The organism is Streptomyces sp. NBC_00285 (assembly GCF_036174265.1).
In the GTDB taxonomy this organism is placed as follows: domain Bacteria; phylum Actinomycetota; class Actinomycetes; order Streptomycetales; family Streptomycetaceae; genus Streptomyces.
Genome location: NZ_CP108055.1, coordinates 8696516 through 8722617, shown reverse-complemented (window position 1 = coordinate 8722617; position 26102 = coordinate 8696516). Strand labels below are relative to the sequence as shown.

At 70.0% G+C, this 26102-nt stretch carries 22 protein-coding genes and 3 pseudogenes; 5 read left to right on the top strand and 20 right to left on the bottom strand.

Annotated elements, in window-relative coordinates:
- Positions 1-145 precede the first annotated feature (145 nt).
- Complete coding sequence (locus OHT57_RS39980; RefSeq protein ID WP_328753458.1) at positions 146-820, bottom strand: GntR family transcriptional regulator; 675 nt, start codon at positions 818-820, stop codon at positions 146-148.
- A 238-nt stretch (positions 821-1058) separates the two neighbouring features.
- On the opposite strand from OHT57_RS39980, the gene OHT57_RS39975 reads away from it, so the two are divergent.
- Together OHT57_RS39975 and OHT57_RS47545 are read left to right on the top strand one after the other, a co-directional pair.
- The gene (locus tag OHT57_RS39975; protein WP_328751717.1) at positions 1059-2030 is read left to right on the top strand and encodes a 2-dehydropantoate 2-reductase; all 972 of its coding nucleotides are present in this window, start codon (positions 1059-1061) and stop codon (positions 2028-2030) included.
- A 356-nt stretch (positions 2031-2386) separates the two neighbouring features.
- A pseudogene (locus tag OHT57_RS47545) lies at positions 2387-2851 on the top strand (molybdopterin dinucleotide binding domain-containing protein); the annotation flags it as partial.
- A gap of 276 nt (positions 2852-3127) precedes the next feature.
- Here the strand turns inward: OHT57_RS47545 and OHT57_RS39965 are convergent.
- From OHT57_RS39965 to OHT57_RS39900, 14 genes and pseudogenes are all read right to left on the bottom strand, one after another.
- Positions 3128-4168 (bottom strand): sugar phosphate isomerase/epimerase family protein, encoded by a 1041-nt coding sequence (locus OHT57_RS39965; protein WP_328751716.1) that lies wholly within the window; start codon positions 4166-4168, stop codon positions 3128-3130.
- 57 nt (positions 4169-4225) lie between these two features.
- Positions 4226-5623: a nucleotide pyrophosphatase/phosphodiesterase family protein gene (locus OHT57_RS39960; RefSeq protein ID WP_328751715.1), complete on the bottom strand. Its 1398-nt coding sequence runs from the start codon at positions 5621-5623 to the stop codon at positions 4226-4228.
- Positions 5620-6789, bottom strand: coding sequence for a metabolite traffic protein EboE (eboE, locus tag OHT57_RS39955; RefSeq protein WP_328751714.1), 1170 nt, complete (start codon positions 6787-6789; stop codon positions 5620-5622). The genes OHT57_RS39960 and eboE overlap by 4 nt, the downstream gene beginning before the upstream one ends.
- Before the next feature lie 3 nt (positions 6790-6792).
- Entirely contained in the window at positions 6793-7641 is an 849-nt protein-coding gene (locus OHT57_RS39950) for a TatD family hydrolase (RefSeq protein WP_328751713.1), read from the bottom strand.
- Complete coding sequence (locus OHT57_RS39945; protein ID WP_328751711.1) at positions 7641-8375, bottom strand: EboA domain-containing protein; 735 nt, start codon at positions 8373-8375, stop codon at positions 7641-7643. Before OHT57_RS39945 ends, OHT57_RS39950 begins: the two co-directional genes overlap by 1 nt.
- A complete protein-coding gene (locus OHT57_RS39940) occupies positions 8372-9280 on the bottom strand; it encodes a sugar phosphate isomerase/epimerase family protein (protein ID WP_328751710.1) in 909 nt (302 codons plus the stop codon). The genes OHT57_RS39945 and OHT57_RS39940 overlap by 4 nt, the downstream gene beginning before the upstream one ends.
- 359 nt (positions 9281-9639) lie before the next feature.
- Positions 9640-9831 (bottom strand): annotated as a pseudogene (locus tag OHT57_RS39935) (inositol-3-phosphate synthase); the annotation flags it as partial.
- Between the two features lie 94 nt (positions 9832-9925).
- Complete coding sequence (locus OHT57_RS39930; protein ID WP_328753456.1) at positions 9926-11269, bottom strand: ThuA domain-containing protein; 1344 nt, start codon at positions 11267-11269, stop codon at positions 9926-9928.
- 59 nt (positions 11270-11328) lie between these two features.
- Positions 11329-12327, bottom strand: a complete 999-nt coding sequence (locus tag OHT57_RS39925) for a sugar phosphate isomerase/epimerase family protein (protein WP_328751708.1) — start codon at positions 12325-12327, stop codon at positions 11329-11331.
- A 15-nt stretch (positions 12328-12342) separates the two neighbouring features.
- Entirely contained in the window at positions 12343-13545 is a 1203-nt protein-coding gene (locus tag OHT57_RS39920; RefSeq protein WP_328751706.1) for a Gfo/Idh/MocA family protein, read from the bottom strand.
- Positions 13546-13651: 106 nt separating this feature from the next.
- Positions 13652-14704 (bottom strand): substrate-binding domain-containing protein, encoded by a 1053-nt coding sequence (locus tag OHT57_RS39915; protein ID WP_328751704.1) that lies wholly within the window; start codon positions 14702-14704, stop codon positions 13652-13654.
- A gap of 17 nt (positions 14705-14721) precedes the next feature.
- Complete coding sequence (locus tag OHT57_RS39910) at positions 14722-15741, bottom strand: ABC transporter permease (protein WP_328751702.1); 1020 nt, start codon at positions 15739-15741, stop codon at positions 14722-14724.
- A complete protein-coding gene (locus OHT57_RS39905; RefSeq protein WP_328751701.1) occupies positions 15738-17258 on the bottom strand; it encodes a sugar ABC transporter ATP-binding protein in 1521 nt (506 codons plus the stop codon). The genes OHT57_RS39910 and OHT57_RS39905 overlap by 4 nt, the downstream gene beginning before the upstream one ends.
- 259 nt (positions 17259-17517) lie before the next feature.
- On the bottom strand, positions 17518-18699 hold the full coding sequence (locus OHT57_RS39900; RefSeq protein WP_328753455.1) for an ROK family transcriptional regulator: 1182 nt from the start codon (positions 18697-18699) through the stop codon (positions 17518-17520).
- Positions 18700-19080: 381 nt separating this feature from the next.
- On the opposite strand from OHT57_RS39900, the pseudogene OHT57_RS39895 reads away from it, so the two are divergent.
- Positions 19081-19161: pseudogene (locus tag OHT57_RS39895) on the top strand (GntR family transcriptional regulator); the annotation flags it as partial.
- A gap of 37 nt (positions 19162-19198) precedes the next feature.
- On the opposite strand, the gene OHT57_RS39890 reads toward OHT57_RS39895, so the two are convergent.
- From OHT57_RS39890 to OHT57_RS39880, 3 genes are all read right to left on the bottom strand, one after another.
- On the bottom strand, positions 19199-20137 hold the full coding sequence (locus tag OHT57_RS39890; RefSeq protein ID WP_328751699.1) for a beta-ketoacyl-ACP synthase III: 939 nt from the start codon (positions 20135-20137) through the stop codon (positions 19199-19201).
- 147 nt (positions 20138-20284) lie between these two features.
- Complete coding sequence (locus tag OHT57_RS39885; RefSeq protein WP_328751698.1) at positions 20285-20422, bottom strand: MFS transporter small subunit; 138 nt, start codon at positions 20420-20422, stop codon at positions 20285-20287.
- Positions 20388-21722: an OFA family MFS transporter gene (locus tag OHT57_RS39880; protein ID WP_328751696.1), complete on the bottom strand. Its 1335-nt coding sequence runs from the start codon at positions 21720-21722 to the stop codon at positions 20388-20390. Before OHT57_RS39880 ends, OHT57_RS39885 begins: the two co-directional genes overlap by 35 nt.
- A gap of 383 nt (positions 21723-22105) precedes the next feature.
- On the opposite strand from OHT57_RS39880, the gene fdhD reads away from it, so the two are divergent.
- Positions 22106-22954 (top strand): formate dehydrogenase accessory sulfurtransferase FdhD, encoded by an 849-nt coding sequence (fdhD, locus tag OHT57_RS39875; RefSeq protein WP_328751694.1) that lies wholly within the window; start codon positions 22106-22108, stop codon positions 22952-22954.
- 66 nt (positions 22955-23020) lie between these two features.
- On the opposite strand, the gene OHT57_RS39870 is transcribed toward fdhD, so the two are convergent.
- Positions 23021-23548, bottom strand: coding sequence for an isochorismatase family protein (locus OHT57_RS39870; RefSeq protein WP_328751693.1), 528 nt, complete (start codon positions 23546-23548; stop codon positions 23021-23023).
- A gap of 192 nt (positions 23549-23740) precedes the next feature.
- Here OHT57_RS39870 and OHT57_RS39865 point away from each other — a divergent pair, with 192 nt between their 5' ends.
- The gene (locus OHT57_RS39865) at positions 23741-24970 is read left to right on the top strand and encodes a DUF4185 domain-containing protein (protein ID WP_328751692.1); all 1230 of its coding nucleotides are present in this window, start codon (positions 23741-23743) and stop codon (positions 24968-24970) included.
- Here the strand turns inward: OHT57_RS39865 and OHT57_RS39860 are convergent.
- Entirely contained in the window at positions 24906-25922 is a 1017-nt protein-coding gene (locus tag OHT57_RS39860) for a bile acid:sodium symporter family protein (RefSeq protein ID WP_328753454.1), read from the bottom strand. The genes OHT57_RS39865 and OHT57_RS39860 overlap by 65 nt on opposite strands.
- Between the last annotated feature and the right edge of the window lie 180 nt (positions 25923-26102).

Here is a 26102-nt window from a genome sequence, read left to right as displayed (position 1 = left end):
TCGACCCGGGGACGAGGGCGCATCGCCGGAATCGGCTGCCTGCGGACGGCTCAAGGCACCGGGCAGACCGGAGAGCCCGCGCACGCAACCACGCCACCGAAACCGGCCGGCCGGCGAGCGGGCGGGCGCCTGTCCGGTCTGTCGGCTACTTCTCGCGGTCGTGATACATCTTCCGCGTGTGTTCCGTGTGGGCGCGCATCACCGCGGTGGCGCGCTGTTCGTCGCGGTCTGCGATCGCGGCGATCAGCTCACGGTGTTCGATCCAGGACTGCCGGCCACGCTGCCGGGCGATCGGCGTGTAGTACCAACGCACCCTACGGTCCACCTGCGCCGCCAACTCGGCCAGGACCGCGTTGCCCGCCAACTCCATCACCTTGGCGTGCAACCGGGCATTCAGGGCCACCGCGCCGTCCACGTCATCCGCGGCAACCGCGCCCTCCCCCAGCGCACACAACTCCTCCAGAGCGGCGATACCCGCACTGCCCGCGTTCGCCGCAGCCAGCCCGGCCGCCTCAGCCTCCAACAACGTCCGCACGGTGAGGAGTTGATCAGCCTCCTCATCCGTGGGCTCATGCACGAACGCGCCCTGAGCGGGCCGAAGATCCACCCACCCCTCCGTGTTCAACCGCTGCAACGCCTCCCGCACCGGCTGCCGCGACACCCCCAGATGACCGGCCAGCTCACTCTCCACAAGATGCTGACCCGGTTGAAGCGCCCGCGTCGTGATCAGCTCGAGCAACGCCCCGTACACACGATCACGCAACGGACCAGGACGTTCCAGCCTGGGCACCGCCCCGTACGGCAGTCCTGTCGTCGGCAACATCGCGGTCCCTCCTGAACAGCGTCGTCGCTGCATCTGAGCCGATTATGAATTGGCTTTCGCCTACAGTCTACGGCGCACAACCACCGGGAGTGCAGGTCGTACGGGTGCGTATCGGCAGCTCACCGGCTTGATGACGTCACGGCTCTTGCTCAGCACTCACTCCATCCTGTAGACAATATTCAGTCGACAAAGTCGGCAGTTCCTCGGTCACCCTCACCGAACGGAGCTCCCACCCATGAAAGTCGCAATCCTCGGCGCCGGTGCCATCGGCGCCTACGTCGGCGCAGCGCTCCATCAAGGCGGCGCCGACGTCCACCTCGTCGCCCGCGGACCCCACTTGGCCGCCATGCGCCGACACGGCGTCCAGGTCCTCAGCTCCCGCGGTGACTTCACCGCCCATGTGCACGCCACCGACGACCCGGCCGAGATCGGTGCGGTCGATTACGTCTTCCTCGGGCTGAAGGCCAACTCGTACGCGGCGTGTGGGCCGCTCATCGAGCCCCTTCTCCACGACTCGACCGCGGTCATCGCGGCCCAGAACGGTATCCCCTGGTGGTACTTCCACCGGCACGACGGCCCCTACGACGGCCACCGCATCGAGAGCGTCGACCCGGGCGGTGCGGTCAGTGCAGTGCTCGCGCCCTCCCGGGCGATCGGATGTGTCGTGTATGCCGCCACCGAGCTCGAAGCTCCCGGTGTCGTACGGCACTTGGAAGGCACCCGGTTCTCCGTCGGTGAGCCCGACCGCAGTCTCTCCCCGCGGTGTCTCGCCTTCGGTGAGGCCATGCGGGCCGGCGGTCTCAAGGCCCCGGTCGAGGCGAACCTGCGCGACGACATCTGGCTCAAACTGCTCGGGAACATCTCCTTCAACCCGATCAGCGCACTGGCTCGCGCCACCATGCGGCAGATGTGCCTGCACGGAGGTACCCGCAAAGTCATCGAGACCATGATGGCCGAGACGCTCGCCGTCGCCGAGGCCCTGGGCTGCACCGTCGGCGTCTCCATCGAACGGCGTCTCGCCGGCGCCGAACGAGTGGGCGACCACCGCACCTCCACCCTCCAGGACCTGGAGCGCGGCAAGCCGCTCGAACTCGACGTCCTCCTCACCGCCGTCATCGAGCTGGCGGAGATCACCGGTGTGGACGTCCCGACGCTGCGCACCGTCCATGCCCTCTCCGACCTCCTCGCCCTCCGGGCCGCCGCATGACGGAACCGGGTACCCGCGGCGTCGGTGCCCACGGCGTCGGTGCAGACGGTCGGCTCCGGCCGAAGACCGGAAGTCAGGTCCCGATGGCCCATGCGATCGGTCGGGAGATCATCCGGGCGGATCTGATCGACCGGAGGTACATCGAGCGCGCGACCTCCGGTTTCGCGGAGTACGAAAGGCTCGTCGAGCCCTGGACGTTGTCGCTCGCGGTGAAGGTGACGGGCGTACCGGCCGCTGTCATGAGGGGGTTGGCGCACGCCTACGTCCGGGGTGAGCCGGCGCGGGCCTTCGAGGTGGCCGAGCTGTGCGTTGACGGCCGCCGCGCGCTGTCCGATCTGTCGCTGCTCACCGGCCGCGATCACACCGATGGAGGGCGGCGCACGCCGTTCCACCTCGTCGGGCACCCCCCTCCCGTCGACCTCACGGACGAGGCCTACCCGGTCCGGCTCACCGAAGGGCATCGCCTCCACTCCGCCAACACACAGCTGCGGAGGGGAGGTTCGGCGTCATCGCTGCGACGCGCCGAGTGCGTCGAGCTCAGCCCGGAGGACGCCGAGCGCTATGGCGTGGTGGTCGGCGAGGAGGTGCGGGTCGTGACCCGGCGAGGTGCGACGGCGGCACCGGTGTGGGTGGATCCTGCGCTGCGAACCGGCCTGGCGTTCATGACGGTACGTCCGCCGGACGCATTGGACACCAACCGGCCTGCTGCCGACGCCGGTTGTCCGATTGCCGGGGCCGTGGAGTTCGGGGCCGTGGCGATCCGGATCGAGAAGATGGCCCTCGTGGCACTGCGGAAGGGAGGCCGGACATGGGACGAGTGACGGAACCGCCGTCGACAGTTTCGTCGGCCGCGCACTCCACAACGGAAACCTCCGCCCGTGCCGTCGGCCCGGCCGCCGAGGCCGGCCCGGCCCTCGTCGGCTTCCCACGCGCCGGGGCTGCCACTCCATGAACGTGTACGCGGGCGGGGACCGTACCGCCCTGTCGGCCGCCGCGGCGGTCCGGGGCCGACGGTCTGCCCGCATACACGACGGCGGGGCCCCGACCGGCGGGGAGCGCCCCCTGCGCCCTCGGGGCCCCGCCTCAGTCCTGCACGGTCAGCACTTCTCCCGCAGCGAGTGCAGATACGCGCTGGAACGCCGTGCGAAGCTGAACGAGTCGGTGGGCTGGTCGTGCTCGGCCTGCCAGTGATGGGCCAGGCGCTCGCCCCGCAGCCGGGTCACGGCGGAGATGAACTTCTGGTAGTCGATGTCGCCGTCGCCTACGTCGGTCATGCGGTAGCCGTAGGTGTCGGCCGGGTCGCTCACACCGTCCTTGACGTGGAAGAGCGGGTAGCGGTGGGGCTGCCTGAGGACGTAGTTCAGGGGCTCGAAGGGGGCGGGGGTGCCGTCGGGCCGCTTGGAGAAGCGGAACTGGCCCGAGTAGGCCCAGAAGATGTCCATCTCCAGGAACACCAGGTCGGGGTCGGTCTCCTTGAGCAGCACGTCGTAGAGACGGACCTTGGGGTTGTCGGTGGCGAAGGAGAACTCCTCGGAGTGGTTGTGCTGGTAGAACTTCATGCCGCGTGCCTTCGCCGCCGCACCGTAGGTGTTGAACTCCTCGGCGGCGCGCTTCCACGCGTCGACGGTCGAGCCGTAGCGGAACGGTCCTGAGGCGGTTCCTATGTGTTTGAGGCCGAGGGCCTGAGCATCGTCGAGGACCTTGGTGAGGTTCTGGGCGAAGGTGTAGGCGTTCGGGTCGTCCGAGTAGTAGCCGACATGGCTGCCGATCGGGTTCAGGCCGTGGTTGCGGGCCAGCCGTTTGAGCTGGGCGAGGGTGATCGGTCCGGCCGAGCCCTGGGTGTAGCCGGCGAACTCGACCTCGTCGTAGCCGTACTTCTCCAGTTCGGCGAAGACGGGGGCGAAGCCGAGGGTGGAGACCTTGTCGCGGAGGCTGTAGAGCTGGATGCCGAGGCGGCCGGGGGGCAGGACGGGGCGGCCGTGGCCTGATGTCCTGTCGGCGGCCTCGGTGGCGGCGGCCGCCGGGACCGCTGCGGCCCCCAGCAATACGGTCGCGGTGGCACCGGCGGCCACGCCGAGCATGCCTCGTCTGGTCAGGCGGTGGGTGAGCTCGGGGTCGGGCTGGGACATGCGGCTCATGTCTGAATCCTCAGGTCGCAGGGCGTTGTCAGTGGTGGGTGCTTCACTTGGGAGCAGTCAGGAAAGACCGGCCAGTCGGAGCAGGAGCGACTTCACGTCGGTGGCCGCGATGCGGTCGCCGACGGCGCGGGGGGTGGAGCAGATGAGGAGCGGACCGTCGTCGTCGCTCTGGGGAAGGCGGCCGTGGCTGCCGCGAATAGGTGACGGGTCGAGGGGCACGACCGCCATGCGATAGCGCAGGCCGAGTTTCTTGCGGGCCAGTGCGGTGGCCGCCTTGACCTTGACGTAGGGGTCGAGCGGGTCCATGAAGAGTTCGACCGGGTCGTAGCCGGGTTTGCGGTGGATCTCGACGAGTTGCGCGAAGTCGGGCGCGCGGTCGTTGTCGAGCCAGTAGTAGTACGTGAACCAGGCGTCCGGTTCCGCGACGGCGACGAGTTCGCCGGAGCGCGGATGGTCGAGATGGTGGGCCTTCTTGCCCTCGTCGTCGAGGAGTTGCTCGATGCCGGGCAGGCCGGCGAGGGCGGCGCGGGTGGCAGCGAGGTCTTCGGGGCGGCGCACGTAGACGTGGGCGATCTGGTGGTCGGCGACCGCGAAGGCACGGGATGCCATCGGGTCGAGGTACTCCATGCCGTCCTGGGTGTGCACCTCCAGGAGTCCGGCGCGGCGCAGTGCGCGGTTGATGTCGACGGGGCGGTCGGCGCGGGTGATGCCGTACTCGGACAGCGTGACGACGGTACGGCCTTCCGCGCGGGCGTCGTCCAGGAGCGGGGCCAGGGCCCGGTCCAGGTCGGCGGCGGCCTTCAGGGCGCGTGGGTCGTCGGGGCCGAAGCGCTGGAGGTCGTAGTCGAGGTGAGGGAGGTAGCAGAGCGTCAGATCAGGGTGGCGGGTGCTCATGATGTGGCGGGTCGCGTCGATGATCCACTGGCTGGAGACCAGGTCCGCGCCGGGCCCCCAGAAGTGGAAGAGGGGGAAGGTGCCGAGTTTTTCGGTGAGTTCGTCGTGCAGGGCCGGGGGCCGGGTGTAGCAGTCGGGCTCCTTGCGGCCGTCGGCGTAGTACACGGGACGGGGGGTGACGGTGAAGTCGGTGTCGGCGCCCATGGCGTACCACCAGCAGATGTTGGCGACCGTGTAACCGGGGTGGGCGCGGCGGGCGGCGTCCCAGAGTTTGTCGCCGGCGACCAGACCGTTGTGCTGACGCCACAGGAGTACGTCGCCGAGTTCGCGGAAGTACCAGCCGTTGCCGACGATGCCGTGCTCCGACGGGTGGGTGCCGGTGAGGAACGTGGACTGGGCGGCGCAGGTGACGGCGGGCAGCACGGTGCCGAGCGGGGCCTGGGAGCCGGATCGGGCGAGGGATGTGAGGTGGGGCATGTGGTGGAGGAGTCGGGGGGTGAGGCCGACGACGTCGAGGACGAGGAGCGGGGTCGGTCCCGCCTCCTGGGGCTGGTGGCTCATGGCAGCTCCTTCAGGCCGAGGTCCGTCAGCAGGTCGCGCGCCAGGGTGAGTTCGGCGGCGATGCCGTCGGCGAGCTGGGTGCGGCCGCGGGGGCGCAGTTCGGGTGGGAGGGCCTGCCAGGTGTAGGTCTCGACCTCCAGGTGGTGGGTGAGCGGGTGCGGGCCGCCGACGAGGCGGGTCAGGGCGGACTTGAGTACGGGGAGTGTGCCGGTGAGGGGTGTGGCGGGGGCCGCGTGCAAGGGGACGTGGTAGTGGGCGCGCCAGGGCGCTCCCTCGGGCAGGGCGCTGCCGGCGAGGGCCTCGCCGAGGTCGTCGGTGCCGCGCAGGCCGGCGGAGGTGGCCGTGCGGGTCTGGTGCAGGAAGCGGGGCTCGTCGAAGGCAGCGAGTGCTTCGCGGACCTCGGGGAGATGGGGGTGTTCGGCGTGCAGGGCCGCTGAGAGCTGGGTCTTGACGACGGGGACGCCGGCCGTGGTGAGTGCGTCCAGGGCGGTGTGCGGGTCTTCGAAGGAGGTGGCGAGGTGGCAGGTGTCGACGCAGATGCCGATGCGGTCGTGGGCGATCGCGGTCAGCGGTGCGATGGCGTCGCCGGTGGTCTCGACGACGCAGCCAGGTTCGGGTTCGAGGCCGACACGGATGGAGCGTCCGGTCAGCTCCTGGAGGGCGTCGAGGCGTTCGGCGAGGGTGCGCAGGGCTGTGTGGGCCTTGTCGGCGCTCGCGTCGTCGTAGTGGGTGCGCCAGGCGAGCGGCAGGGTGGAGATGGTGCCCTCGGTGACGTCGTCGGGCAGGAGTCCGGTGAGGACGCGGGCCAGGGCGGTGGTGTGGTCGAGGCGTTCGGGGTCGGTCCAGTCCGGCTTGTAGACGCGGTACTTGACCTCTTCGGCGCCGAAGCCGTCGTAGGGGAAGCCGTTGAGGGTGACGACTTCGAGGCCGCGGCGGTCGAGTTCGGTGCGCAGGGCGCGGAGCGCGGAGGGGTCGCTGACCAGGGCGTGGGCGGCGTCGCGGGCGAGCCACAGGCCGATGCCGAGGCGGTCGCGGCCGAGGCGGCGGCGGACGGGCTCGCAGTGGTCGCGGAGTTGGGCGAGGACACCGTCGAGGGTTTCGGCGGGGTGGACGTTGGTGCAGTAGGCGAGGTGGACGGTGGTGCCGTCGGGATGGCGGAAGCGCATGGCTCACGCCCCGCCGCGGAGGATGGAGTTGCCCTCGTGGGTGGCTTCGGTGGCCGCGGTGTCGAGGTCGAGCCGGCCGCTGAGTCCGTAGAAGGCGACGGGGTTGCGCCACAGCACGCGGTCGACATCGTCCTCGGTGAAGCCCTCGGCGAGCATCAGGTCGCCGACCTTGCGCGTCTTGAGGGGATCGCTGCGGCCCCAGTCCGCGGCGGAGTTCACCAGGACCTGTTCGGGACCGTAGGTGCGCAGGATCGCGACCATCCGTTCCTCGTCCATCTTGGTGTCGGGATAGACGGAGAAGCCGAGCCAGCAGCCGCTGTCCTTGGCCTCCTTGACGGTGGTCTCGTTGAGGTGGTCGACCAGGACATGGCCGGGCGGCAGCGCGGATTCGCGGACGACGTCGAGGGTGCGGCGCAGGCCGGCGAGCTTGTCGCGGTGCGGGGTGTGGACGAGTGCGGGCAGCTGGTGGTCGGCGGCGAGCTGGAGCTGGGTGGCGAGGGCGGTGTCCTCGGCCGGCGTCATGGAGTCGTAGCCGATCTCGCCGACGGCGACGACCTGGTCCTTGACGAGATACCGGGGCAGTTCGTCGAGGACCGGGACGCAGCGCGGGTCGTTGGCCTCTTTCGGGTTCAGGGCGATCGTGCAGTGGTGGGCGATGCCGTACTGGGCGGCGCGGAAGGGCTCCCAGCCCAGCAGGGAGTCGAAGTAGTCGAGGAAGGAGGTGAGGGAGGTGCGGGGCTGGCCGAGCCAGAAGGACGGTTCGACGACGGCGCGGACACCGGCGGTGTGCATGGCCTGGTAGTCGTCGGTGGTCCTCGACGTCATGTGAATGTGGGGGTCGAAGATACGCATCAGGAGTCCTTGCCGTGGATGCCGTCGGAGCCGTTCGGGCCGTGGTCGGCGGCCGGCTCCGGTGGGGTGGCGGTGGGGTCGGTCAGGGTCAGGACGCGGTGCAGGTCGTGGGGCACGGGGCGGCCTGCTGCGGTGCGTTCGGCGGCGTAGTCGGCGAGCATGCGGGCGAGTTCGGCGTCGGCGTGGGCCCGCCGGTCCAGGTCCGCCACCTCGGTCACGGGTATGCCGGTGAAAAGGCATTTCAGGATGGCGTGGCGCCAGTGGTGGGGGGCGAGGTGGCGGGCGGCGTAGGGGCCGACGGCGGCGGCCAGGAGGCGGGTGTCGTTGGTGCGCAGGGCGTCCTCGACGAGCGGGAGGGCTTCGGGGCCCGGCACCAGATAGGGCAGGGCGCGCAGGACGGCGCGGCGTTCGGCGGCGGTGCCCTGGGCGTAGACCCGGGTGAGGGCGTCGGTGTCGGCACGGGCCGCGTGCAGGATCAGGATGCGGACGGCGTCGGCGTGTTCGGGGCCGCAGCGGCGGCCGGCCTCGGCGAGGCGCAACTCCCATACGGAGATGGGGCCGTGGGCGCCGGGGTGGGCGGCGGCCTCGTCGAGGGCCTGGTCGAGCCAGGCGCGGGCGGTGTCGTCGAGGTGGGCGGCGATGTGGCTGTGCAACTGGGCCGGCGGGGTTCGGGCGTGGGTGGTGCCCGGGGTGTCCGTCGTGGAGGGTGCCTGGTGGGCATGGGGGTGGGTCATGGAGTGCTTCCTTGTGAGAGCGCCACTGCCTGTCGGAGGTACGGGAGGGAGAGTTCGGCGAAGTGGGGGCCCGCGTGGGAGTGACGCGGCAGTTCGACGACGGTCAGGCCCTGGTAGCCGGTGTCGGCCAGGGCGGCGAGGACCGGCGGGAAGTCGATGTCGCCGTCACCGAAGGGGAGGTGTTCGTGGATGCCTCGTCGCATGTCCTCGATCTGGACGTGGCGCAGCCAGGGTCCTGCGGCGCGGACGCAGTCGGCGGGTGACAGGGGTTCGAGGCACTGGCAGTGACCGATGTCGAGGGTCAGGCCGAGGGCGGCCGGGTCACCGAGGGTGGTGCGGAGGCGGTGGAAGTCGGCGAGGGCGGCGAGGAGGTGGCCCGGTTCGGGTTCGACGGCGAGGGGGATGCCGGCGGCGTCGGCGACGTCCAGGACAGGGGTGAGCGTCTCGGCCAGCCGTTTCCACGCCATGTCCGGGTCGGTGCCCGGTGGGGTGACGCCGCTGAAGCAGTGCACGGCGTGCGCGCCGAGGTCGGCGGCGACCTGGACGGCCCGGACCAGCAGGTCGACGCGGCGGGCGCGGTCGTCCGGGTCGGGGTCGAGCAGCGAGGGACCGTGTTTGCGGCGCGGGTCGAGCACATAGCGGGCGCCCGTCTCGACGGTGACCGTCAGGCCGAGTGCGTCCAGTCGGTGCGCGAGACGGCGGGTGCGGGCGGCCAGGTCGGGGGCGAGGGGGTCCAGGTGCATGTGGTCGAGGGTCAGACCGACGCCGTCGTAGCCGAGGTCGGCCAGCAGGGTGAGGGCGTCGTCGAGGCGGAGGTCGGCGAGGCCGTTGGTGCCGTAGCCGAAGCGGATCGGATGACCGCCGGGCGCTGGAACCGGTTCGCGTGGAGCGAGGGGACTGGTCATGTGGCGCTCGCCTTCCTCACGAATCGTCGGGCCGGCGGGGTGAGGGCGGTGCTTGCAGCGGTGGTCGCGGATGCGGCGGCTCGGCCGGTACGGAGCGGGGCGCGCGGGGCGCGTTGCCCAGGGTCGTGGCCGGGCCGCCGCGTGTGAACGCGGCTCGTCGGCAACGGACTTGGCCCCTCGGGCGTGCCGCCCGGCGCTGTTCCTCCGCTCGCCGGCCGCGCCGGCCCCCTGAACGACCGGCGCGGCCGGCCGCCTCCGACGAAACCGACTACGGACCGACCTCGGACTGTCGGCGCCCGCCGGGTGAGCATCGGGCCCAGGACGGACCGGATCAGGAGCCGGCCGGTCTTGCCCTGGCGGCCCGCGTAGGGCAGGCAGGACAGGGCGGGCAGGGCCCTCCCGGTGAAGGGGGGTGTCTCGGTGAGCAGATCCGTCGGCGGGTGCAGGCCCGCGGTCATGGCGGCACAGCCCGCGCCGACCGTCGTGGCGACGCAACCGCGGGCCCCGATCAGCCAGACATCGACGCGTGGGACGGAAACGGACGCGGACATGGCAGCCTCCTTGTCGAACACGTGCGTGCGCAGACCCTGCGTGGAAGGGATGAAGGCGGCGGGCGGGGGTCCGGCGTCCCCCGCCCGCCGCCGCTCAGTCGCCCTTGCCGGGCAGCTCCCTGATCCGGATGTCACGGAAGGACATCCGGTCGTCGGTTCCGTGGTTCTGGATGCCGACATGCCCGTCACGCAGGCTCCGGGCCGGATCCGTGTTGGTGAAATCGTTGATCTTCACGCCGTTGAGCCAGACGCGGAGCCGTTCGCCCTCCACGCGGATCTCGTATGTGTTCCACTCCCCCGGCGGGTTCAGCGCACGGTCGCGCTTCTTCAGGTCGGCGGAGCGGAATCCATAGACGGAACCGGTCGTCTTCTCCGGTACGTCGGTGGCGTCGATCTGGATCTCGTAGCCGTTGTCCACGGCGGACCAGGGGTCGTCCGAGGGCGGGAAGCCCACGAACACACCGGAGTTGTCGTCCCCCGAGGCGCCGGACATCTGCCAGTCGAGCTTCAGGGAGTACGACGAGAAACCGGATGCCGCGTACCAGGGGAGCCCCATGCCGCCCGACGACGTGAGCGTGCCGTCGTCGGACCGGGTGAAGGAGCCCGGGCCGGCCTGTTCCCAGTCGGTCAGCGAGTCCACCGTGCCGTCGAAGAGCGGACGGTATCCGTTCTCCGGCCGACAGTCGGCCTGTGTCTCGCCGATCGCATACCGGATCCCGCCCAGCAGGTGGCTACGGAATGCAGGATCCGTGTACGACTCCTTGGTGTGGCCGAGGCCGGTGTAGAAGGCTCGGCCGCCCTGGTAGTCCTGGCACCAGGCGATCGGATGGTCGCCGTTCATCGTGCCGCCGGTGTACGACGACTCGTCGAGTGAGGCCAGGATGTGGGCCCGGGCGCGGGGATCGGAGCGGTAGTTGTACCACTCGTCGGTCCGGTTCCACGTCGGGGGCAGCCCGGACGTGGACGGGTGGGCCCGGTCCTCGACGGTCACCGTGGCAGGTTGGATCGCCGGGTGCGAGTGGAAGTAGGCGCCGGCCAGACCGCCGTAGAACGCCCAGTCGTACTCGGTGTCGGCCGCCGCGTGGATGCCGACATATCCGCCGCCGTGTCGGATGTAGCCCTCGAACGCTCGCTGCTGGGTGGGGTCGAGGATGTCTCCGGTGGTCGACAGGAAGACGACGGCGTCGTAGCGGCGCAGGTTGCGGGCCGTGAACGCCCCGGCGTCCTCCGTCGCGTCGACCGCGAAGCCGCCGCTCTCGCCGAGTTGCTTCACCGCCGCGACGGCGTCGGGGATGGAGTCGTGCCGGAAGCCGGCCGTCTTGGAGAAGACCAGCACCCGTTCGGTGTCCGCTGAGTGCGACGCCGCGGGTGGGGACACACAGCCGAGGAGCAGGGCAGCCCCCGCAACTCCTGTCGTCCATCGTCCAGTTGTGTTGATGGGAGTCTCTCCTCTCAGTCGGTGGGAGTCGGATGAAGCTCACGTCGCCTCGGGGGAGCTCAGTTGCCGAACGCCGCGTCGAAGGAGGCCGACGGGGGCTCGAAGTCGTATGCCTTCAGTCGGTTCAGTGCCTCGGGGGCGCCCTGGAGGCGGTCCATGCCGGCGTCCTCCCACTCGACGGAGACGGGGCCCTGGTAGTCGATGGAGCGCAGCATGCGGAAGACGTCCTCCCAGGGCACGTCGCCGTGTCCGGCGGAGACGAAGTCCCAGCCGCGGCGCGGGTCGCCCCAGGGCAGATGGGAGCCGAGGCGGCCGTTGCGGCCGTCCAGGCGCATGCGGGCCTCCTTGCAGTCCACGTGGTAGATCCGCTCACGGAAGTCGTAGAGGAAGCCGACGGGGTCGAGGTCCTGCCACACGAAGTGGGACGGGTCGAAGTTCAGGCCGAAGGCCGGGCGGTTGCCGACGGCCTCCAGGGCACGCCGGGTCGTCCAGTAGTCGTAGGCGATCTCGCTGGGGTGGACCTCGTGCGCGAACCGCACACCCTGCGCGTCGAAGACGTCCAGGATCGGGTTCCAGCGCTCGGCGAAGTCCTCGTAACCACGGTCGATCATGGACTGGGGTGCCGGCGGGAACATGGCGAGCAGATGCCAGATGGCCGAGCCGGTGAAGCCGATGACGGTGTCGACGCCGAAGGCGCGTGCGGCCCGCGCGGTGTCCTTCATACGGTCCGCCGCACGACGCCGGACACCCTCCGGCTCTCCCTCGCCCCACACCTCGGCGGGCAGGATCGCCTGGTGGCGCTCGTCGATGATGGCGTCGCAGACGGCCTGGCCGACCAGATGGTTGGAGATCGCCCAGCACTTGAGTCCGTACTTGTCGAGCATCGCGTGCCGGGAGTCCAGGTAGGACGGGTCGGCGAGCGCCTTGTCGACCTCGAAGTGGTCGCCCCAACAGGCGAGTTCGAGTCCGTCGTAGCCGAAGTCACGCGCGAGACGACAGACTTCCTCAAGTGGGAGGTCGGCCCACTGACCGGTGAAGAGCGTGAACTGACGCGGCATTTCTCCGAACCCTCCTCAGACGGCTATCGGTGTGTAGACGGAGTTCTTCTCCGCGCTCTCCTCCACGGCCGCGAGCACGCGCTGGACCTGGAGCCCGTCGGCGAAGGAGGGTTCGGGGCGGCGGCCCTCGGCGATGGCGTGGACGAGGTCGCGGGCTTGGTGGACGAAGGTGTGCTCGTAGCCGAGGCCGTGGCCGGGCGGCCACCAGGCGTCCAGGTAGGGATGGTCGGGTTCGGTCACGAGGATGCGGCGGAAGCCTGCGTGTGTGCCGGCTTCCGTGCCGTCGTGGTAGGCGAGTTCGTTGAGGCGTTCGAGGTCGAAGGCCAACGAGCCGCGCTCGCCGTTGAGTTCGATGCGCAGGGAGTTCTTGCGGCCGGTCGCGTAGCGGGTGGCTTCGAAGGCGGCGAGGGCGCCGGAGGTGAAGCGGCCGGTGAACAGGGCGGCGTCGTCCACGGTGACCTGTCCGATGCCGGTCCCGGACACGGCGGCCAGGCCTTTCACCGCGCCTTCGGCCAGGGGGCGCTCCCGTACGAAGGTCTCCGTCAGGGCGGACACTCCGGCCAGCGGCTCGCCCGCCAGGTACTGGGCCAGGTCGATGATGTGCGCGCCCAGGTCGCCGAGGGAGCCCGAGCCGGCCTGTTCCCTGCGCAGCCGCCAGGTCAGGGGGAACTCCGGGTCCACGAGCCAGTCCTGAAGGTACGTCACCCGGACGTGCCGCAGTCTGCCGAGCCGTCCCTCGGCCACCATCCGGCGGGCCAGCGCGGTGGCGGGCACCCTGCGGTAGTTGAAGCCGACCATCGCCAACTGCCCGCGTCCAAAGGCTTCTTCGGCTGCGCTGGTCATCAGCTGGGCCTCTTCGACGGTGTTGGCGAGGGGCTTCTCGCACAGCACGTGCTTGCCAGCGGCGAGCGCGGCGACGGCGATCTCGGCGTGGCTGTCGCCGGGGGTACAGATGTCGACGAGGTCGATGTCGTCCCGCTCGATCAACGCCCGCCAGTCGGTCTCGGCCGCCGCCCAGCCGTGCCGGTCGGCGGCCCGGCGCACGGCGTCCGCGTCGCGTCCGCAGATCGCGGCGAGCACCGGGCGGCGGGGCAGGTCGAAGACGCGTCCGACGGTCCGCCAGCCCTGGGAGTGGGCGGCTCCCATGAAGGCGTAGCCCACCATGCCGACCCGCAGAGGGGGCGGCTCGGCCTCTTCTGACTGTTGCGGCTGTGCCATGCGCGATGTCCTCCTCGTCGTCGTGGCGCGGTGGGGGGTGCAGCCCGGTCCGTCGACGAACCGGGCCCCGTGTGCGGGACGCCTCATGGCGAAAGCCCGGTACGCCTCACTTGAAGCCGGTGGACATGTACTGGTCGACGTTGGTCTTGTCGACGACGGCCGAGTAGAGCGTGAGGGAGGCCGGGATCTCGAACTCGGAGAGGCCGCTTATGCCTTTGGTCTGGCCGAGGGCGCGGGCGAGGTCGATCGCGGAGGCGGCCATGGTCGGCGGGTAGAGGACGGTCGCCTTGAGGACCCCGTTGTCCTGCTTGATGGCCTGGAAGGCGGACAGCGCGCCCGCGCCGCCGACCATCAGGAAGTCGTCGCGTCCGGCCTGGTCGATGGCGCGCAGCGCGCCCACGCCCTGGTCGTCGTCGTGGTTCCACACCGCGTCGAAGCTCGACTGGGCCTGCAGGAGTTGGGCCATCTTGGCCTGTCCGGACTCCACCGTGAACTCGGCGGCCTGGCGGGCCACCTTCTTGATGTTCGGGTAGTTCTTCAGGGCGTCGTCGAAGCCCTTGGTGCGCTGCTTGGTGAGTTCCAGGTTGTCGAGGCCGGCGAGTTCGATGACCTTGGCGTTCGACTTCCCCTTGAGCTTCTCGCCGATGTAGTTGCCGGCGTTGAGACCCATGCCGTAGTTGTCGCCGCCTATCCAACAGCGGTACGCCTGCGGGGTGTTGAAGATCCGGTCGAGGTTGACCACCGGTATCCCGGCCCGCATGGCCTTCAGCCCGACCTGGGTGAGGGCCTTGCCGTCGGCGGGCAGCACCACCAGGACGTCGACCTTCTTGTTGATGAGGGTCTCGATCTGGCCGATCTGCGCGGCGGTGTCGTTGGAGCCCTCGGTGATCTCCAGGGTGACATCCGAGTACTTCTTCGCACGGTTCTTGGCGTTGTCGTTGATGGCGTTCAGCCAGCCGTGGTCGGCCTGTGGTCCCGCGAATCCGATGGTGATCGGCTTGCCGGGCGAGTCGGCGGCGGCCGGCTGGTCGTTCGCGGCCGGCTTGTCATCACCGGAGTCATTGCTGGTGCAACCTGCGAGGAGGGCACCGGCTCCGACTGCGGCGCTCCCGAAGAGCAGTCCCCGGCGACTCGTGAAGCGGCTCGTGTGCTGTGGCATGGCGGTGAACCCTTTCCTCAGGTCGTGCTTGCGGTACGGCGCTGGACCAGCACGGCGGCGACGATGATCGCGCCCTTGGCGATCTGCTGGACGTCGCTCTGCAGGTTGTTCAGGGCGAAGATGTTCGTGATCGTGGTGAAGATCAGAACGCCGAGCACGGAGCCGGTGATGGTGCCGCGGCCCCCGCTGAGCAGGGTGCCGCCGATGATCGCGGCGGCGATGGCGTCGAGTTCGTAGAGGTTGCCGTTGGTGTTCTGGCCGGAGCCGGCCAGGATGATCAGCAGGAAGGCCGCGATGCCGCAGCACAGCCCGGAGAGCAGGTAGAGGTAGAGCCGCTGACGGCGTACGTCGATGCCGGCGAGGCGGGCGGCCTCGGCGTTGCCCCCGACGGCGACGGTGCGCCGGCCGAAGGTGGTGCGGTTCAGCACCAGCCACCCGATGATCGTCACGACTGCGAAGACCATGACGAGGGGCGGTACGCCGAGGACGTATGCGTCGCGCTCACCGAGGTCGAGCACGGAGGACACGGTGACGATCTGTGTCCTGCCGTCGGTGATCTGGAGGGCCAGTCCCCGGGCCGAGGCGAGCATCGCGAGGGTGGCGATGAACGGGACCATCCCGCCGTACGCGACGAGCAGTCCGTTGACCAGGCCGCAGCCGACTCCGACGATCACGGCGGTGAAGAGGATGCCCGCGAAGCCGTACTCCTGGGTGGCGACCGTGGTGGCCCACACCGAGGCGAGGGCGACGATCGCGCCGACGGAGAGGTCGATGCCGCCGGAGGTGATGACGAAGGTCATGCCGACGGTGACGACACCGATCACCGAGGCCTGGGTGAGGACGAGTTGGAGGTTGCGGGTGTCGAGGAACTCGTCGGGCTTGGTGACGCCGCCGATGACGACGAGGGCGGCGAGCACACCGAGGAGGGAGAGGGTGCGGACGTCGGTGCGGGCCAGCGCGGATCGCCACGCCCGTGGTTCACTCGTCGACGGCACCTTGTCTGCGCTGTCCCGCGGTGGGGACGCATGCTGCGTCATGACGCCGGGCTTCCTTCCATGACGAGGTCGAGTACACGGTGTTCGTCGAGCTCACGGGCTGGTGCCGTGTGGACGACACGGCCCTCGCGGAGCACCAGGACCCGGTCGGCGAGGCCGAGCACCTCGGGGACCTCGCTGGAGACCAGCAGGACGGCCAGTCCCTCGTCTGCCAGTCGCCGCACGACCGCGTACAGCTCGGCGCGGGCGCCGACGTCGACTCCCCGGGTGGGTTCGTCGAGCAGCAGGACCCGGCAGCCGCGCAGCAGCCAGCGGGCCAGGACGGCCTTTTGCTGGTTGCCGCCGGACAGGGTGCGGATCGGTGCGGAGGGGTTGTCGGGCCGCAGCGACAGTTCGCGGGTCGCCGCCCTGGCCGCGCCTAGTTCGGCCGCCCGGTCGATCCAACCGCCGCGTGAGAAGCGGGACATGGAGGAGACGGAGACGTTGCGGGTGACCGACTCCAGCATCAGCAGGGCCTGCGCCTTGCGCTCCTCGGGGGCGAGTCCGATCCCGGCGCGGACGGCGGCTCGGACACTGCCGGGCCGCAACGCGGCGCCGTCCACGACGACTTGGCCGGCGGTGGGCTTGCGGGCGCCGTAGATCGTCTCCAGGATCTCGGAGCGTCCCGAGCCGACGAGTCCGGCGAGGCCGACGATCTCTCCCGGGTGGACCACGAGGTCCAGGGGTTCGAACTCGCCTTGCCGGGCGAGCCCTTGGACCTCCAGAAGCGGTTTGCCGCCGTTCACCGCCGCCGCCGGCCGCTCCGGGAAGACGTACTCGACGTTGCGGCCCGTCATCAGCGCCACGACCTCACGCGTCGGTGTCGACTTGGCGGGCAGCCCGACCGCGACGGCTCGGCCGTCCTTGAGAACGGTCACCCGGTCGCCGATGCGCCGGATCTCCTCCAGACGGTGCGAGATATAGACGACGGCGACGCCCTCGGCGGTCAGGTCACCGACGGTCCGGAAGAGGTTGTCGACCTCGTCCGGGTCGAGCGCGGCGGACGGTTCGTCCATCACGATCAGCCGTACGTCGTGGGAGAGGGCCCGCGCCATGGACACGATCTGCTGCTGGGCCGCCGACAACTCCCCCACCAGCCGGGCCGGATCGATCTCGGGGTGCCCAAGTCGCTTCAGCAGTCGGGCCGTTGAAGCTTTCGCGACCCGTCCGCGCACGACGAACCCGACCGCCGTGGGTTCATGTCCGAGGTGGACGTTCTCGGCCACGGACAGGTGCTCCACCAGGTCGAGTTCCTGGTAGATGGTGGCGATGCCGAGACGCATGGCGGCGATCGGCGAACGGAGGGTCACCTCCTCGCCGCGCCAGCGGATGATGCCGGTGTCGGGCTGGTGGGCGCCGGCGAGGACCTTGATGAGGGTGGACTTCCCGGCCCCGTTCTGGCCGAGGAGACAGTGCACTTCACCGGCCTGGACGTCGAGGTCGACGCCGTCGAGGGCCCGGACTCCGGGGAACGACTTGGTGATGCCGGACATGCTGAGCAGCGGGGGTTCTGGTGCCATGCGGATTCCCCTTGGCGGGCGTGCGGGCCGGTTTCAGGGCAGGGCGAGGCCGGGCACTGTGCCGAAGTGCCTTGCCTCAGAAGGCCGAAGTGTTCTTCTGGAGGACTACGTGCCTTGCTTCAGATGACATGCCGTGCTGCAGACGAGGGTGCTTTGCTGCGGATGACGTGCCGTGCTGCAGAGGAGGTGCCGTTGCTTCGGAAGGCGCGCCTTGCTTCAGAAGGCGATCACCTGCGACTTCCAAGGTGGTCACGGGTGGTCACGCGGGCGAGAACAGGTGGTCGCTGATGAGCCGGGCCGCGCCGATGACGCCGGCGGTGGGGCCCAACTCCCCCAGCACGATGGGCAGATTGCGGGTCGCCAGTGGCAGCGACTGACGGTAGACCTGGGTGCGGATGGCGGCGAGGAGGGTGTGGCCGAGGCCGGTCACGCCACCGCCGATCACCACCAGGCCCGGGTTGAAGAAGCTGACCAGTCCGGCGATGACCTGGCCGGTGCGGTTACCGCCCTCGCGGATCAACTCCAGGGCGGTGGCATCACCGGCGGCAGCGGCGGCGGCGACATCGGCCGCCGACAGGGCGCCGTTGGCATCGAGTCGCGAGGCGAGTTCGTCCGACCGCCCCTGCTCGACCGCCTCCACGGCGTCCCGGGCGAGGGCGGCTCCACTGAAGTGGGCTTCCAGGCAGCCCCGGTTGCCGCAGGCGCACGGGCGGCCGTCGGGCACGGCCTGGATGTGCCCGATGTCTCCCGCACTGCCGGTCACCCCTCGGTGGACCTCCCCGCCTGCGACGATGCCGCAGCCGATGCCGGTGCCGATCTTGACGCAGAGGAAGTCGTCCACGGAGCGTGCGACGCCCGCGTGCATCTCCCCCATCGCCATGAGGTTCACGTCGTTGTCGACCATGACCGGGCAGCCGAGTTCCTGACTGAGCGCCTCCCGGACGGGGAAGCCGTCCCAGCCGGGCATGATCGGCGGAGCCACCGGAACACCCTCGGGAAAGCGGACCGGCCCGGGGACACCGATACCGGCGCCGTCGAAGCCCTCCGCGAGTCCCGATGACCTCAACTTCGCTGCCATGGACAGGACTTGCTCGAAGACCGCGACCGGGCCCTCGCGGACGTCCATGGGCTGGTTGAGGTGTCCCAGGATCTCCAGTTCGGCGTTGGTGACGGCGACGTCGACCGAGGTCGCGCCGATGTCGACGCCGAGGAAACGCAGTTCGGGGGCGAGCCGGATGTTGTGGGAGCGGCGCCCGCCACGGGAGGCGGCGAGTCCGTCGGCCACGATCAGGCCCGTCTCCAGGAGCCGGTCCACCTCCACGGCCAGCTTGGAGCGTGACAGGTCGACCTGATCGCCCAGTTGCGCACGGGAGTTGGGTCCTCCGTCGCGCAACAGTTTGAGCAGCCGGGCCTGATGCGCGTTAGCAGGTCGTGCCGTCATCCGTCTCACGAACCCCTCCCCGCCTCATTCGGCCACCGGATTCCGGGCTTTCGAGGGGAACGTAGCAGCGGCTGCCGAACCTGGGAAGAAGCTGTGCACAGATTGATGCCAGCTTTCTCCACTCACAGGACAAAGGTGCGGCGTTCGGCGGCCCGGCGCAGGGTCCAGCCGTCGTCCACGACGCAGTGGGCCGGACACGCTCGGCCGGTCTCGGGCAGGAGTTCATCCGGTGGGCATGAGGGCCTTGAGATCGTCCGATGTCGACATCGTTGACATCGCAATCCACGCCGAACCCGGAAGGCCCTCACTCGTTCAAGATCGTCCCACCGTGAAACCTGTCACCGGCCTCCGCGGACAGAAGGCCTCGAACGTCCTGGTCCGTTGCTTGATCGTGCATATGGGGCGTTGCTCGAGTTGATCACGACGCGGGCGCTTCGGCCGGGTCAGCATCTCGTGGAGAACGGATGACCCGGGAGTCGGCCTCATCGCATCCAGCGCGTCAGGGACAGCGGACGACCTGTCCGGCGTACGACAGGTTCCCGCCGAACCCGAAGAGCAGCACCGGGTCCCCGGTGGAGATCTCGCCCCGCTCGACCAGCTTGGAGAAGGCCAGCGGGATGCTCGCCGCCGAGGTGTTGCCGGACTCCGTCACATCGCGGGCGACCACGGCGTTGACGGCGCCGATCTTCTGGGCGAGGGGTTCGATGATCCGCAGGTTGGCCTGATGCAGCACCACTGCGGCCAGGTCGGCAGGGGTGAGGCCGGCCCGTTCGCAGGCCTGGCGGGCCAGCGGAGGAAGCTTGGTGGTCGCCCAGCGGTAGACGCTCTGCCCCTCCTGTGCGAACCGCGCGGGCTCGCCCTCGATACGCACGGCGTGCCCCATCTCGGGCACCGAACCCCACAGCACGGGAGCGATGCCGGGCACGTCGGCCGCCTCGACGACAGCCGCGCCGGCCCCGTCGCCGACGAGCACACAGGTGGTGCGGTCGCTCCAGTCGGTCACCGCGGACATCTTGTCGGCGCCGATGACCAGCGCACGGGCCGCCGCGCCTGCCCGGACGGTGTGGTCGGCGGTGGCCAGGGCGTGGGTGAAGCCGGCGCACACCACGTTGACGTCCATCGCGGCGGGCGACGGAATACCGAGGCGGGCCGCGACCCGGGCGGCCATGTTCGGGGACCGGTCGACCGCGGTCGAGGTGGCGACCAGAACCAGGTCGATGTCGGCGGGAGCGAGTCCGGCCGCCGCCAGCGCCTTGGCGGCGGCGTGCGCGGCGAGCTCGTCGACCGGCTCGTCCGGTCCGGCGATGTGGCGGGTACGGATCCCCACCCGACTCCTGATCCACTCGTCGCTGGTGTCGACCAGACCCGCCACGTCCTCGTTGGTGAGGACCTTGGCGGGCTGGTAGTGGCCGACGGCGACGATCCGTGAGCCGTTCATGGGTGGTTCCCCTCGTTGCCTTGGGTAGCGGGATCCACCAGTCTGTTCAGTGACTCACGGGTACGGGGACACGTAAGGCCACAGGAAACGGGCGCCCGAGTTGTCGGCTTCCCTCACACCCTCGGACGCCCGGGCCCTTCCGGACTGTTACCCGGTGAACAACTGAGTCGCCTTCTGTACGAGTTCGTAGAGCCCGTAGACGAGCGGCGCGCCCACCCAGACCCAGGCGAGGGCGATCAGCGGGCGCCGGTCAGGCGGACTCTGGCTGCTGTCGTGCTCCGACATCGGCGGCCTCCCTCGGGGCGGGAATGTGGTGACGGGCGTTGACGGGGCGGACCAGCTCATTGGCGACGAAGCCGACGGCGAGGAGACCGATCATGATGACGAAGGACGTCGAGTACAGGTCGGCGCCGCTCTTGCCGGCGTTCTCCTGCCGGTCGGCGATCCAGTTCACGATCAGCGGCCCGAGCACACCGGCCGTGGACCAGGCGGTGAGCAGCCGGCCGTGGATGGCGCCGACCTGGTACGTGCCGAAGAGGTCCTTCAGATACGCCGGGACGGTCGCGAAGCCGCCGCCGTAGAACGACAGGATCACCAGCGCGCACAGGATGAACAGGGGTTTCGAGGTGTCCCCGAACAGCGCGATGAGGCCGTACATCACCGCGCCCACGCCCAGGTAGACGCGGTAGATGTTCTTGCGTCCGATCAGGTCGGAGGTCGACGACCAGCCGATCCGGCCCGCCATGTTGGCCGCCGACAGCAGTGCGACGAAGCCGGCCGCGGCCGACACCGAGACCGGGGTCGAGGTGCCCTTGAAGAAGTCCGTGATCATGGGGGCGGCCTTCTCCAGGATGCCGATGCCCGCGGTCACGTTCATGCAGAGCACGACCCACAGACACCAGAACTGGGGTGTGCGCACCGCGTTGCGCGCGGAGACCTGCGGCCCTTCGAGGGCGCTGGGGGCGCTCGCCACCGGCTTCTCGCTGCGCGGCACACGCACCAGCAGCACGCCGAGGAGCATGAAGACTGCATACGACAGTCCGTGCACGAGGAACGCGAGCGCGATCCCCGAGCTGTCGGAGCCGAAGGACTCCAGCATCTGCGCCGACCAGGGCGAGGCGATGAGCGCGCCGCCGCCGAAGCCCATGATGGCGATGCCGGTGGCCATGCCGGGCCGGTCCGGGAACCACTTGATCAGGGTGGAGACCGGGGAGATGTAGCCGATGCCGAGGCCTATCCCGCCGACGAAGCCGTAGCCGAAGACGATCAGCCAGTACTGCTCGGTGGCCGCACCCAGCGCGGACAGCAGGAAGCCGGACGAGAAGCAGACCAGCGCCACGGTCATCGCCCAGCGCGGTCCGTTGCGCTCCACGAGGGTGCCGCCGAAGGCCGCGGACAGACCGAGCATCACGATGCCGAGCTGGAAGGGCAGTGCGCTCTGTGTGCCGCTGAGGCCGAGCGCCGATTCGAGCGGCGGCTTGAAAACGGACCAGGCGTATGCCTGACCGATCGAGAGGTGGACCGAGAGAGCGGCCGGGGGAACGAGCCAACGGCTCCAACCCGGGGGCGCGACAGGGGGACTCATGATCCCGGACGGTAAGAACTAATGAGCGAGTTGGAAAGACGGCGCGTCGACCGTATGCGATGAGCGGTATCCAGCACGCGACGAACGGTCGAACCGGCCGGTTTCCGGAGCGAGGTCGGCTCGGGCGCGGGCTCTTGAACTCTCACTGAGCTGTACACATACTGTAGACAGTATGTGTTCACGGTGGGCTCGGGTGAGAATTCGACATGCGGGCGGCGGGGGGCGGGTACCTGGGACGAAACGGCTCAGGGAGAACACGGCCACGGAGTGCCCGCACGGCGAAGCGGGCGGCACCCCCACGCTGCCCCCTCCACCGCCCACCGCTCCATGTGCAGGACAATGACATCGTGAAGGTCACCTAGAGAACCGGGACTGAGGGACATATGGGACGAGTCACGGAACGACGCAAGGTGATCCGTATCCGCGACGGGGTGGTGTCGTCCCGCCCGGACACTCTGGTGGCCGAGGAGCCCCTTGAGATCCGCCTCAACGGCAAACCCCTCGCCATCACCATGCGCACCCCCGGCGACGACTTCGCCCTCGCCGCCGGCTTCCTCGTCAGCGAAGGTGTACTCGCCGAGCAGAGCGACCTGCAGAACATCGTCTACTGCGCGGGCGCCACCGCCGACGGCACCAACACGTACAACGTCGTCGACGTGAAGACCGCCCCCGGCGTGCAGATCCCCGACATCACCCTCGAACGCAACGTGTACACGACCTCCTCCTGCGGCCTGTGCGGCAAGGCGAGCCTCGACGCGGTCCGTACGACGACCCGCTGGCCGATCTCCGACACTCCCCCGGTCCGTGTCGAACCCGAGCTCCTCGCGAGCCTCCCCGACCGGCTCCGCGCGGCGCAGCGGGTCTTCGACCGGACCGGGGGCCTGCACGCCGCCGCCCTGTTCACCGAGGACGGCGAACTCCTCGACGTACGCGAAGACGTCGGCCGCCACAACGCCGTCGACAAGCTGGTCGGCCGCGCACTCCAGAACGGGAACCTCCCTCTGTCGCGCGTCATCCTTCTCGTCTCCGGCCGGGCTTCCTTCGAACTGGCGCAGAAGGCTGTCATGGCAGGCATTCCGGTCCTGGCCGCGGTCTCGGCACCCTCCTCCCTGGCGGTGGACCTGGCGGCCGAGACGGGACTGACCCTGGTGGGCTTTCTGCGCGGCAGTTCCATGAACGTGTACGCGGGCGAGGACCGCATCGCTTTGTCGGCCACTGCAGCCCAGGGCTGATCTCCGGACCGCCGCAGCACAGATCTGACCTCCGGTCCGCCGCACAGCGGTGGGGCGCCCGGCGCCTCAGCCGCTCGTGAAGCGCACGTCGTCCGCCGTCACCACGGTGCCCAGGCGGGGGAAGTCGAGCCGTGCCGAGGCCTCGTGTTCGGCTGCGGTGAGGGCGGCCATGGCGTCCTCGACGAAGACGAGGTCGTAGCCGAGGTCACCGGCGGCGCGTGCGGTGGACTCGACGCCGAGGTTGGTGGCGATCCCGCCGAACACCAGCGTGGTGACGTGATGTTCGCGCAGTCGCGCATCCAGGTCCGTGCCCTGGAAGGCGCCGATGGTCCGCTTCACGATCTCGATGTCGCCGTCCCGCGGCAGACCGGCGGCCAGCCCGCCACCGGGTGGCTGGTCGGCGACGCCGGGCCGCTCGACGCGCACAAGCACGACGAGCGCGCCGGCCGCCCTGAAGGCGGCCGCCAACTGCTCCGCGACGGCGAGGACTTCGGTGCCTTTGCGGGGCTCCAGCGGCAGCGCGACGATGCGGTCCATCAGGTCCACGAGCACGAGGGCGCTGCGCCGGGGGTCGAGCGCGAGGGGTCCGGTCATAACGGAACGCTATCGGTCATCAGCCCTCCGTACCGGAGATCCGGATCAACAGCCGCATGAACTGGGCGCGTTCGGCCGCCTGGGCGGCCCTGCCCCTCCCCGCCGCACTCGCCGCACCCGCCCGGGCCAGGCGGCACCGCGTCGCCCACGCCCCATGGACCCCGCGCCGCCCACCCACTAACGTCCCGACCCGTGCCCGAGGACGTACGAGCGCGCCATTGGACCGGCACCAGCGTCGGCCTGCTGCTGACGCTGGTGCTGGCCGCCGTTCTGGTCACCGTCCTGCCCGGTGGCAGCGGCGAGGACAACAAAGCCGGTTGTACACCGCATACCGTCCGCTCCTGGTCCGCGGACGGCCCGCTGACCGCCGAGTTCGCCCGCTACGGCGACGATGCCACCCGCGGCGACGACTGGACCGGCGGCGACGGTACGCACTCGGTGCGGCTGCCCGACGGACGGCTGCTGTGGCTGTTCTCCGACACCTATCTGGGCCAGGTGTACGGCCCGCCCAACCCGTACGGCGAGCCGTACACCTGGCGCGACACCACCGCGCCCCTGGTGCGCAACTCGGCGGTGCTGATGCGCGGCGGCCGTCTGGAGGCCACTCTCCCCGCGCCGCTGTTCCCGGACCCGGCCCCGAACCAGTGGCGCTGGCCGGTCGCGGCCCGCGTCGAACCGCGCTCCCCCGGTTCCGGCGAGCAGGTCGTACGGGTGCTGCTGTGGGTGCGGACGGCCGGCTCGTCCCCCTGGATCTACGGCGTTCCCACGGCCACCGAGGTCGCCACGCTCTCCTTGCCCGACCTGCGCGTCGAGTCGATCACGAAGGTCCTCGACGAACAGCTGGTCCAGGACCCGTCCCGACGGGTCCTGTTCGGGACGACGCTGGTCGAGGACGGTGAGTGGACGTATGTGTTCGGGGGCGACGACGGCCGGGCCGCGTCCCGGTCCGTCTCGTCGGCGTACGTGGCGCGGGTACCGGAGGGCGGGCTCGCCGAGCCGGGCGCCTGGGAGTACTGGGACGGCTCGGCGTGGACCACCGGCGCCCGCCCGCGCCCGGTGCTCGGGGACGGGCGGCGTACCGGGGTGGGCAGCGCCTTCTCCGTCGTACGGCGGGACGGGACGTATGTGCTGTTCACCATGGCCGCCGGGACGAAGGGGCTCGCGGCCGTGACCTCGTACTGGGCCTGCTCCCCCACCGGGCCCTGGCACGGCCCGGCGAAGGACTTCACCGCGCCCCTGCCGGTGGGCCAGGTCGCCGCGTACAACCCGCAGGTGCATCCCGAACTCGGCGACTCCCGAGGGCTGGTGCTGAGCTATGACGTCAACTGGCTGGAGGCGGCGGGTGCTTCGGCACAGCTCAACCGGAACGTGTCGCTGTACCGACCGCGGTTCGTGACGCTGCGGCTCGTCCCGGCGCGGTGATCTCCTCCGCGACCGGGTCGTGCGAGCGGCGCTTCGCGATCACCGCGCACACCATGAGCTGCATCTGGTGGAACAGCATCAGCGGCAGCACGGCGAGCGAGGCGTGCGCCCCGAACAGGACGCTGGCCATGGGCAGTCCGGCGGCGAGGGATTTCTTCGAGCCGGCGAACTGGATGGCGATGCGGTCCTCGCGGCCGAAGCGGAGCCCCTTGGCGCCGTACCAGGTCAGGGTGAGCATCACGGCGAGCAGGACGGCCTCAACGATCATCAGTCCGCCCAGCCTGAGCGGGCTCACCTGGTGCCAGATGCCCTGGACCATGCCCTCGCTGAACGCGGTGTAGACGACCAGGAGGATCGAGCCGCGGTCGACGAGACCGAGGACCTTCTTGTGGCGGGTGACGAAGGCGCCGATCCAGCGGCGCAGCAGCTGCCCCGCCATGAACGGCACGAGCAGCTGGAGCACGATCTTGAGGAGCGAGTCGGCCGAGAATCCTCCGCCGCTGTTGCCGAGCAGGGCGGCGGCGAGGAGCGGGGTGATGACGATGCCGACCAGGGAGGAGAAGGAGCCGGCGCAGATCGCGGCGGGCACGTTGCCGCGGGCCATCGACGTGAACGCGATCGAGGACTGGATGGTGGAGGGCACCAGGGTGAGGAAGAGCAGTCCCTGATAGAGGGGGTTCGTCAGGAGGACCGGGACAAGTCCGCGGGCGGCGAGGCCCAGCAGCGGGAAGATCACGAACGTGCAGGCGAGGACCGTGACGTGCAGGCGCCAGTGCTTGAGGCCGTCCAGGGCTTCACGGGTGGAAAGGCGGGCGCCGTAGAGGAAGAAGAGGAAGGCGATCGCCGCCGTGGAGGCTCCGGAGGCCACGTCCGCGGTGGTCCCGCGTGCCGGTACGAGGGCCGCGAGGCCCACCGTGCCGAGCAGCAGCAGGATGTACGGGTCGACCGGCATCCAGGCCGGCCACTTCAGGCGCTTCACGGTGCTCCACTTGCTCGTGTTCGACGGCGGTACGGGGACTGGGCGGGGGCCGTCCCTCAGGACGGGGAGTCCCCCTCCATCGTCCTCCTTCACGTCTTGATCGGGAATCCCGCATACCACTCTGACTGTCATCACGATCCGCGATAACCTGGT

What these genes read in the sequence shown, in the direction of transcription:
- OHT57_RS39975 (WP_328751717.1), top strand. Translation starts at nt 1,059, where the DNA reads ATGAAAGTCGCAATCCTCGGCGCCGGTGCCATCGGCGCCTACGTCGGC.
- OHT57_RS39965 (WP_328751716.1), bottom strand. Translation starts at nt 4,168, where the DNA reads ATGAGCCGCATGTCCCAGCCCGACCCCGAGCTCACCCACCGCCTGACC.
- OHT57_RS39960 (WP_328751715.1), bottom strand. Translation starts at nt 5,623, where the DNA reads ATGAGCCACCAGCCCCAGGAGGCGGGACCGACCCCGCTCCTCGTCCTC.
- eboE (WP_328751714.1), bottom strand. Translation starts at nt 6,789, where the DNA reads ATGCGCTTCCGCCATCCCGACGGCACCACCGTCCACCTCGCCTACTGC.
- OHT57_RS39950 (WP_328751713.1), bottom strand. Translation starts at nt 7,641, where the DNA reads ATGCGTATCTTCGACCCCCACATTCACATGACGTCGAGGACCACCGAC.
- OHT57_RS39945 (WP_328751711.1), bottom strand. Translation starts at nt 8,375, where the DNA reads ATGACCCACCCCCATGCCCACCAGGCACCCTCCACGACGGACACCCCG.
- OHT57_RS39940 (WP_328751710.1), bottom strand. Translation starts at nt 9,280, where the DNA reads ATGACCAGTCCCCTCGCTCCACGCGAACCGGTTCCAGCGCCCGGCGGT.
- OHT57_RS39925 (WP_328751708.1), bottom strand. Translation starts at nt 12,327, where the DNA reads ATGCCGCGTCAGTTCACGCTCTTCACCGGTCAGTGGGCCGACCTCCCA.
- OHT57_RS39920 (WP_328751706.1), bottom strand. Translation starts at nt 13,545, where the DNA reads ATGGCACAGCCGCAACAGTCAGAAGAGGCCGAGCCGCCCCCTCTGCGG.
- OHT57_RS39915 (WP_328751704.1), bottom strand. Translation starts at nt 14,704, where the DNA reads ATGCCACAGCACACGAGCCGCTTCACGAGTCGCCGGGGACTGCTCTTC.
- OHT57_RS39910 (WP_328751702.1), bottom strand. Translation starts at nt 15,741, where the DNA reads ATGACGCAGCATGCGTCCCCACCGCGGGACAGCGCAGACAAGGTGCCG.
- OHT57_RS39905 (WP_328751701.1), bottom strand. Translation starts at nt 17,258, where the DNA reads ATGGCACCAGAACCCCCGCTGCTCAGCATGTCCGGCATCACCAAGTCG.
- OHT57_RS39900 (WP_328753455.1), bottom strand. Translation starts at nt 18,699, where the DNA reads ATGACGGCACGACCTGCTAACGCGCATCAGGCCCGGCTGCTCAAACTG.
- OHT57_RS39890 (WP_328751699.1), bottom strand. Translation starts at nt 20,137, where the DNA reads ATGAACGGCTCACGGATCGTCGCCGTCGGCCACTACCAGCCCGCCAAG.
- OHT57_RS39885 (WP_328751698.1), bottom strand. Translation starts at nt 20,422, where the DNA reads ATGTCGGAGCACGACAGCAGCCAGAGTCCGCCTGACCGGCGCCCGCTG.
- OHT57_RS39880 (WP_328751696.1), bottom strand. Translation starts at nt 21,722, where the DNA reads ATGAGTCCCCCTGTCGCGCCCCCGGGTTGGAGCCGTTGGCTCGTTCCC.
- fdhD (WP_328751694.1), top strand. Translation starts at nt 22,106, where the DNA reads ATGGGACGAGTCACGGAACGACGCAAGGTGATCCGTATCCGCGACGGG.
- OHT57_RS39870 (WP_328751693.1), bottom strand. Translation starts at nt 23,548, where the DNA reads ATGACCGGACCCCTCGCGCTCGACCCCCGGCGCAGCGCCCTCGTGCTC.
- OHT57_RS39860 (WP_328753454.1), bottom strand. Translation starts at nt 25,922, where the DNA reads ATGCCGGTCGACCCGTACATCCTGCTGCTGCTCGGCACGGTGGGCCTC.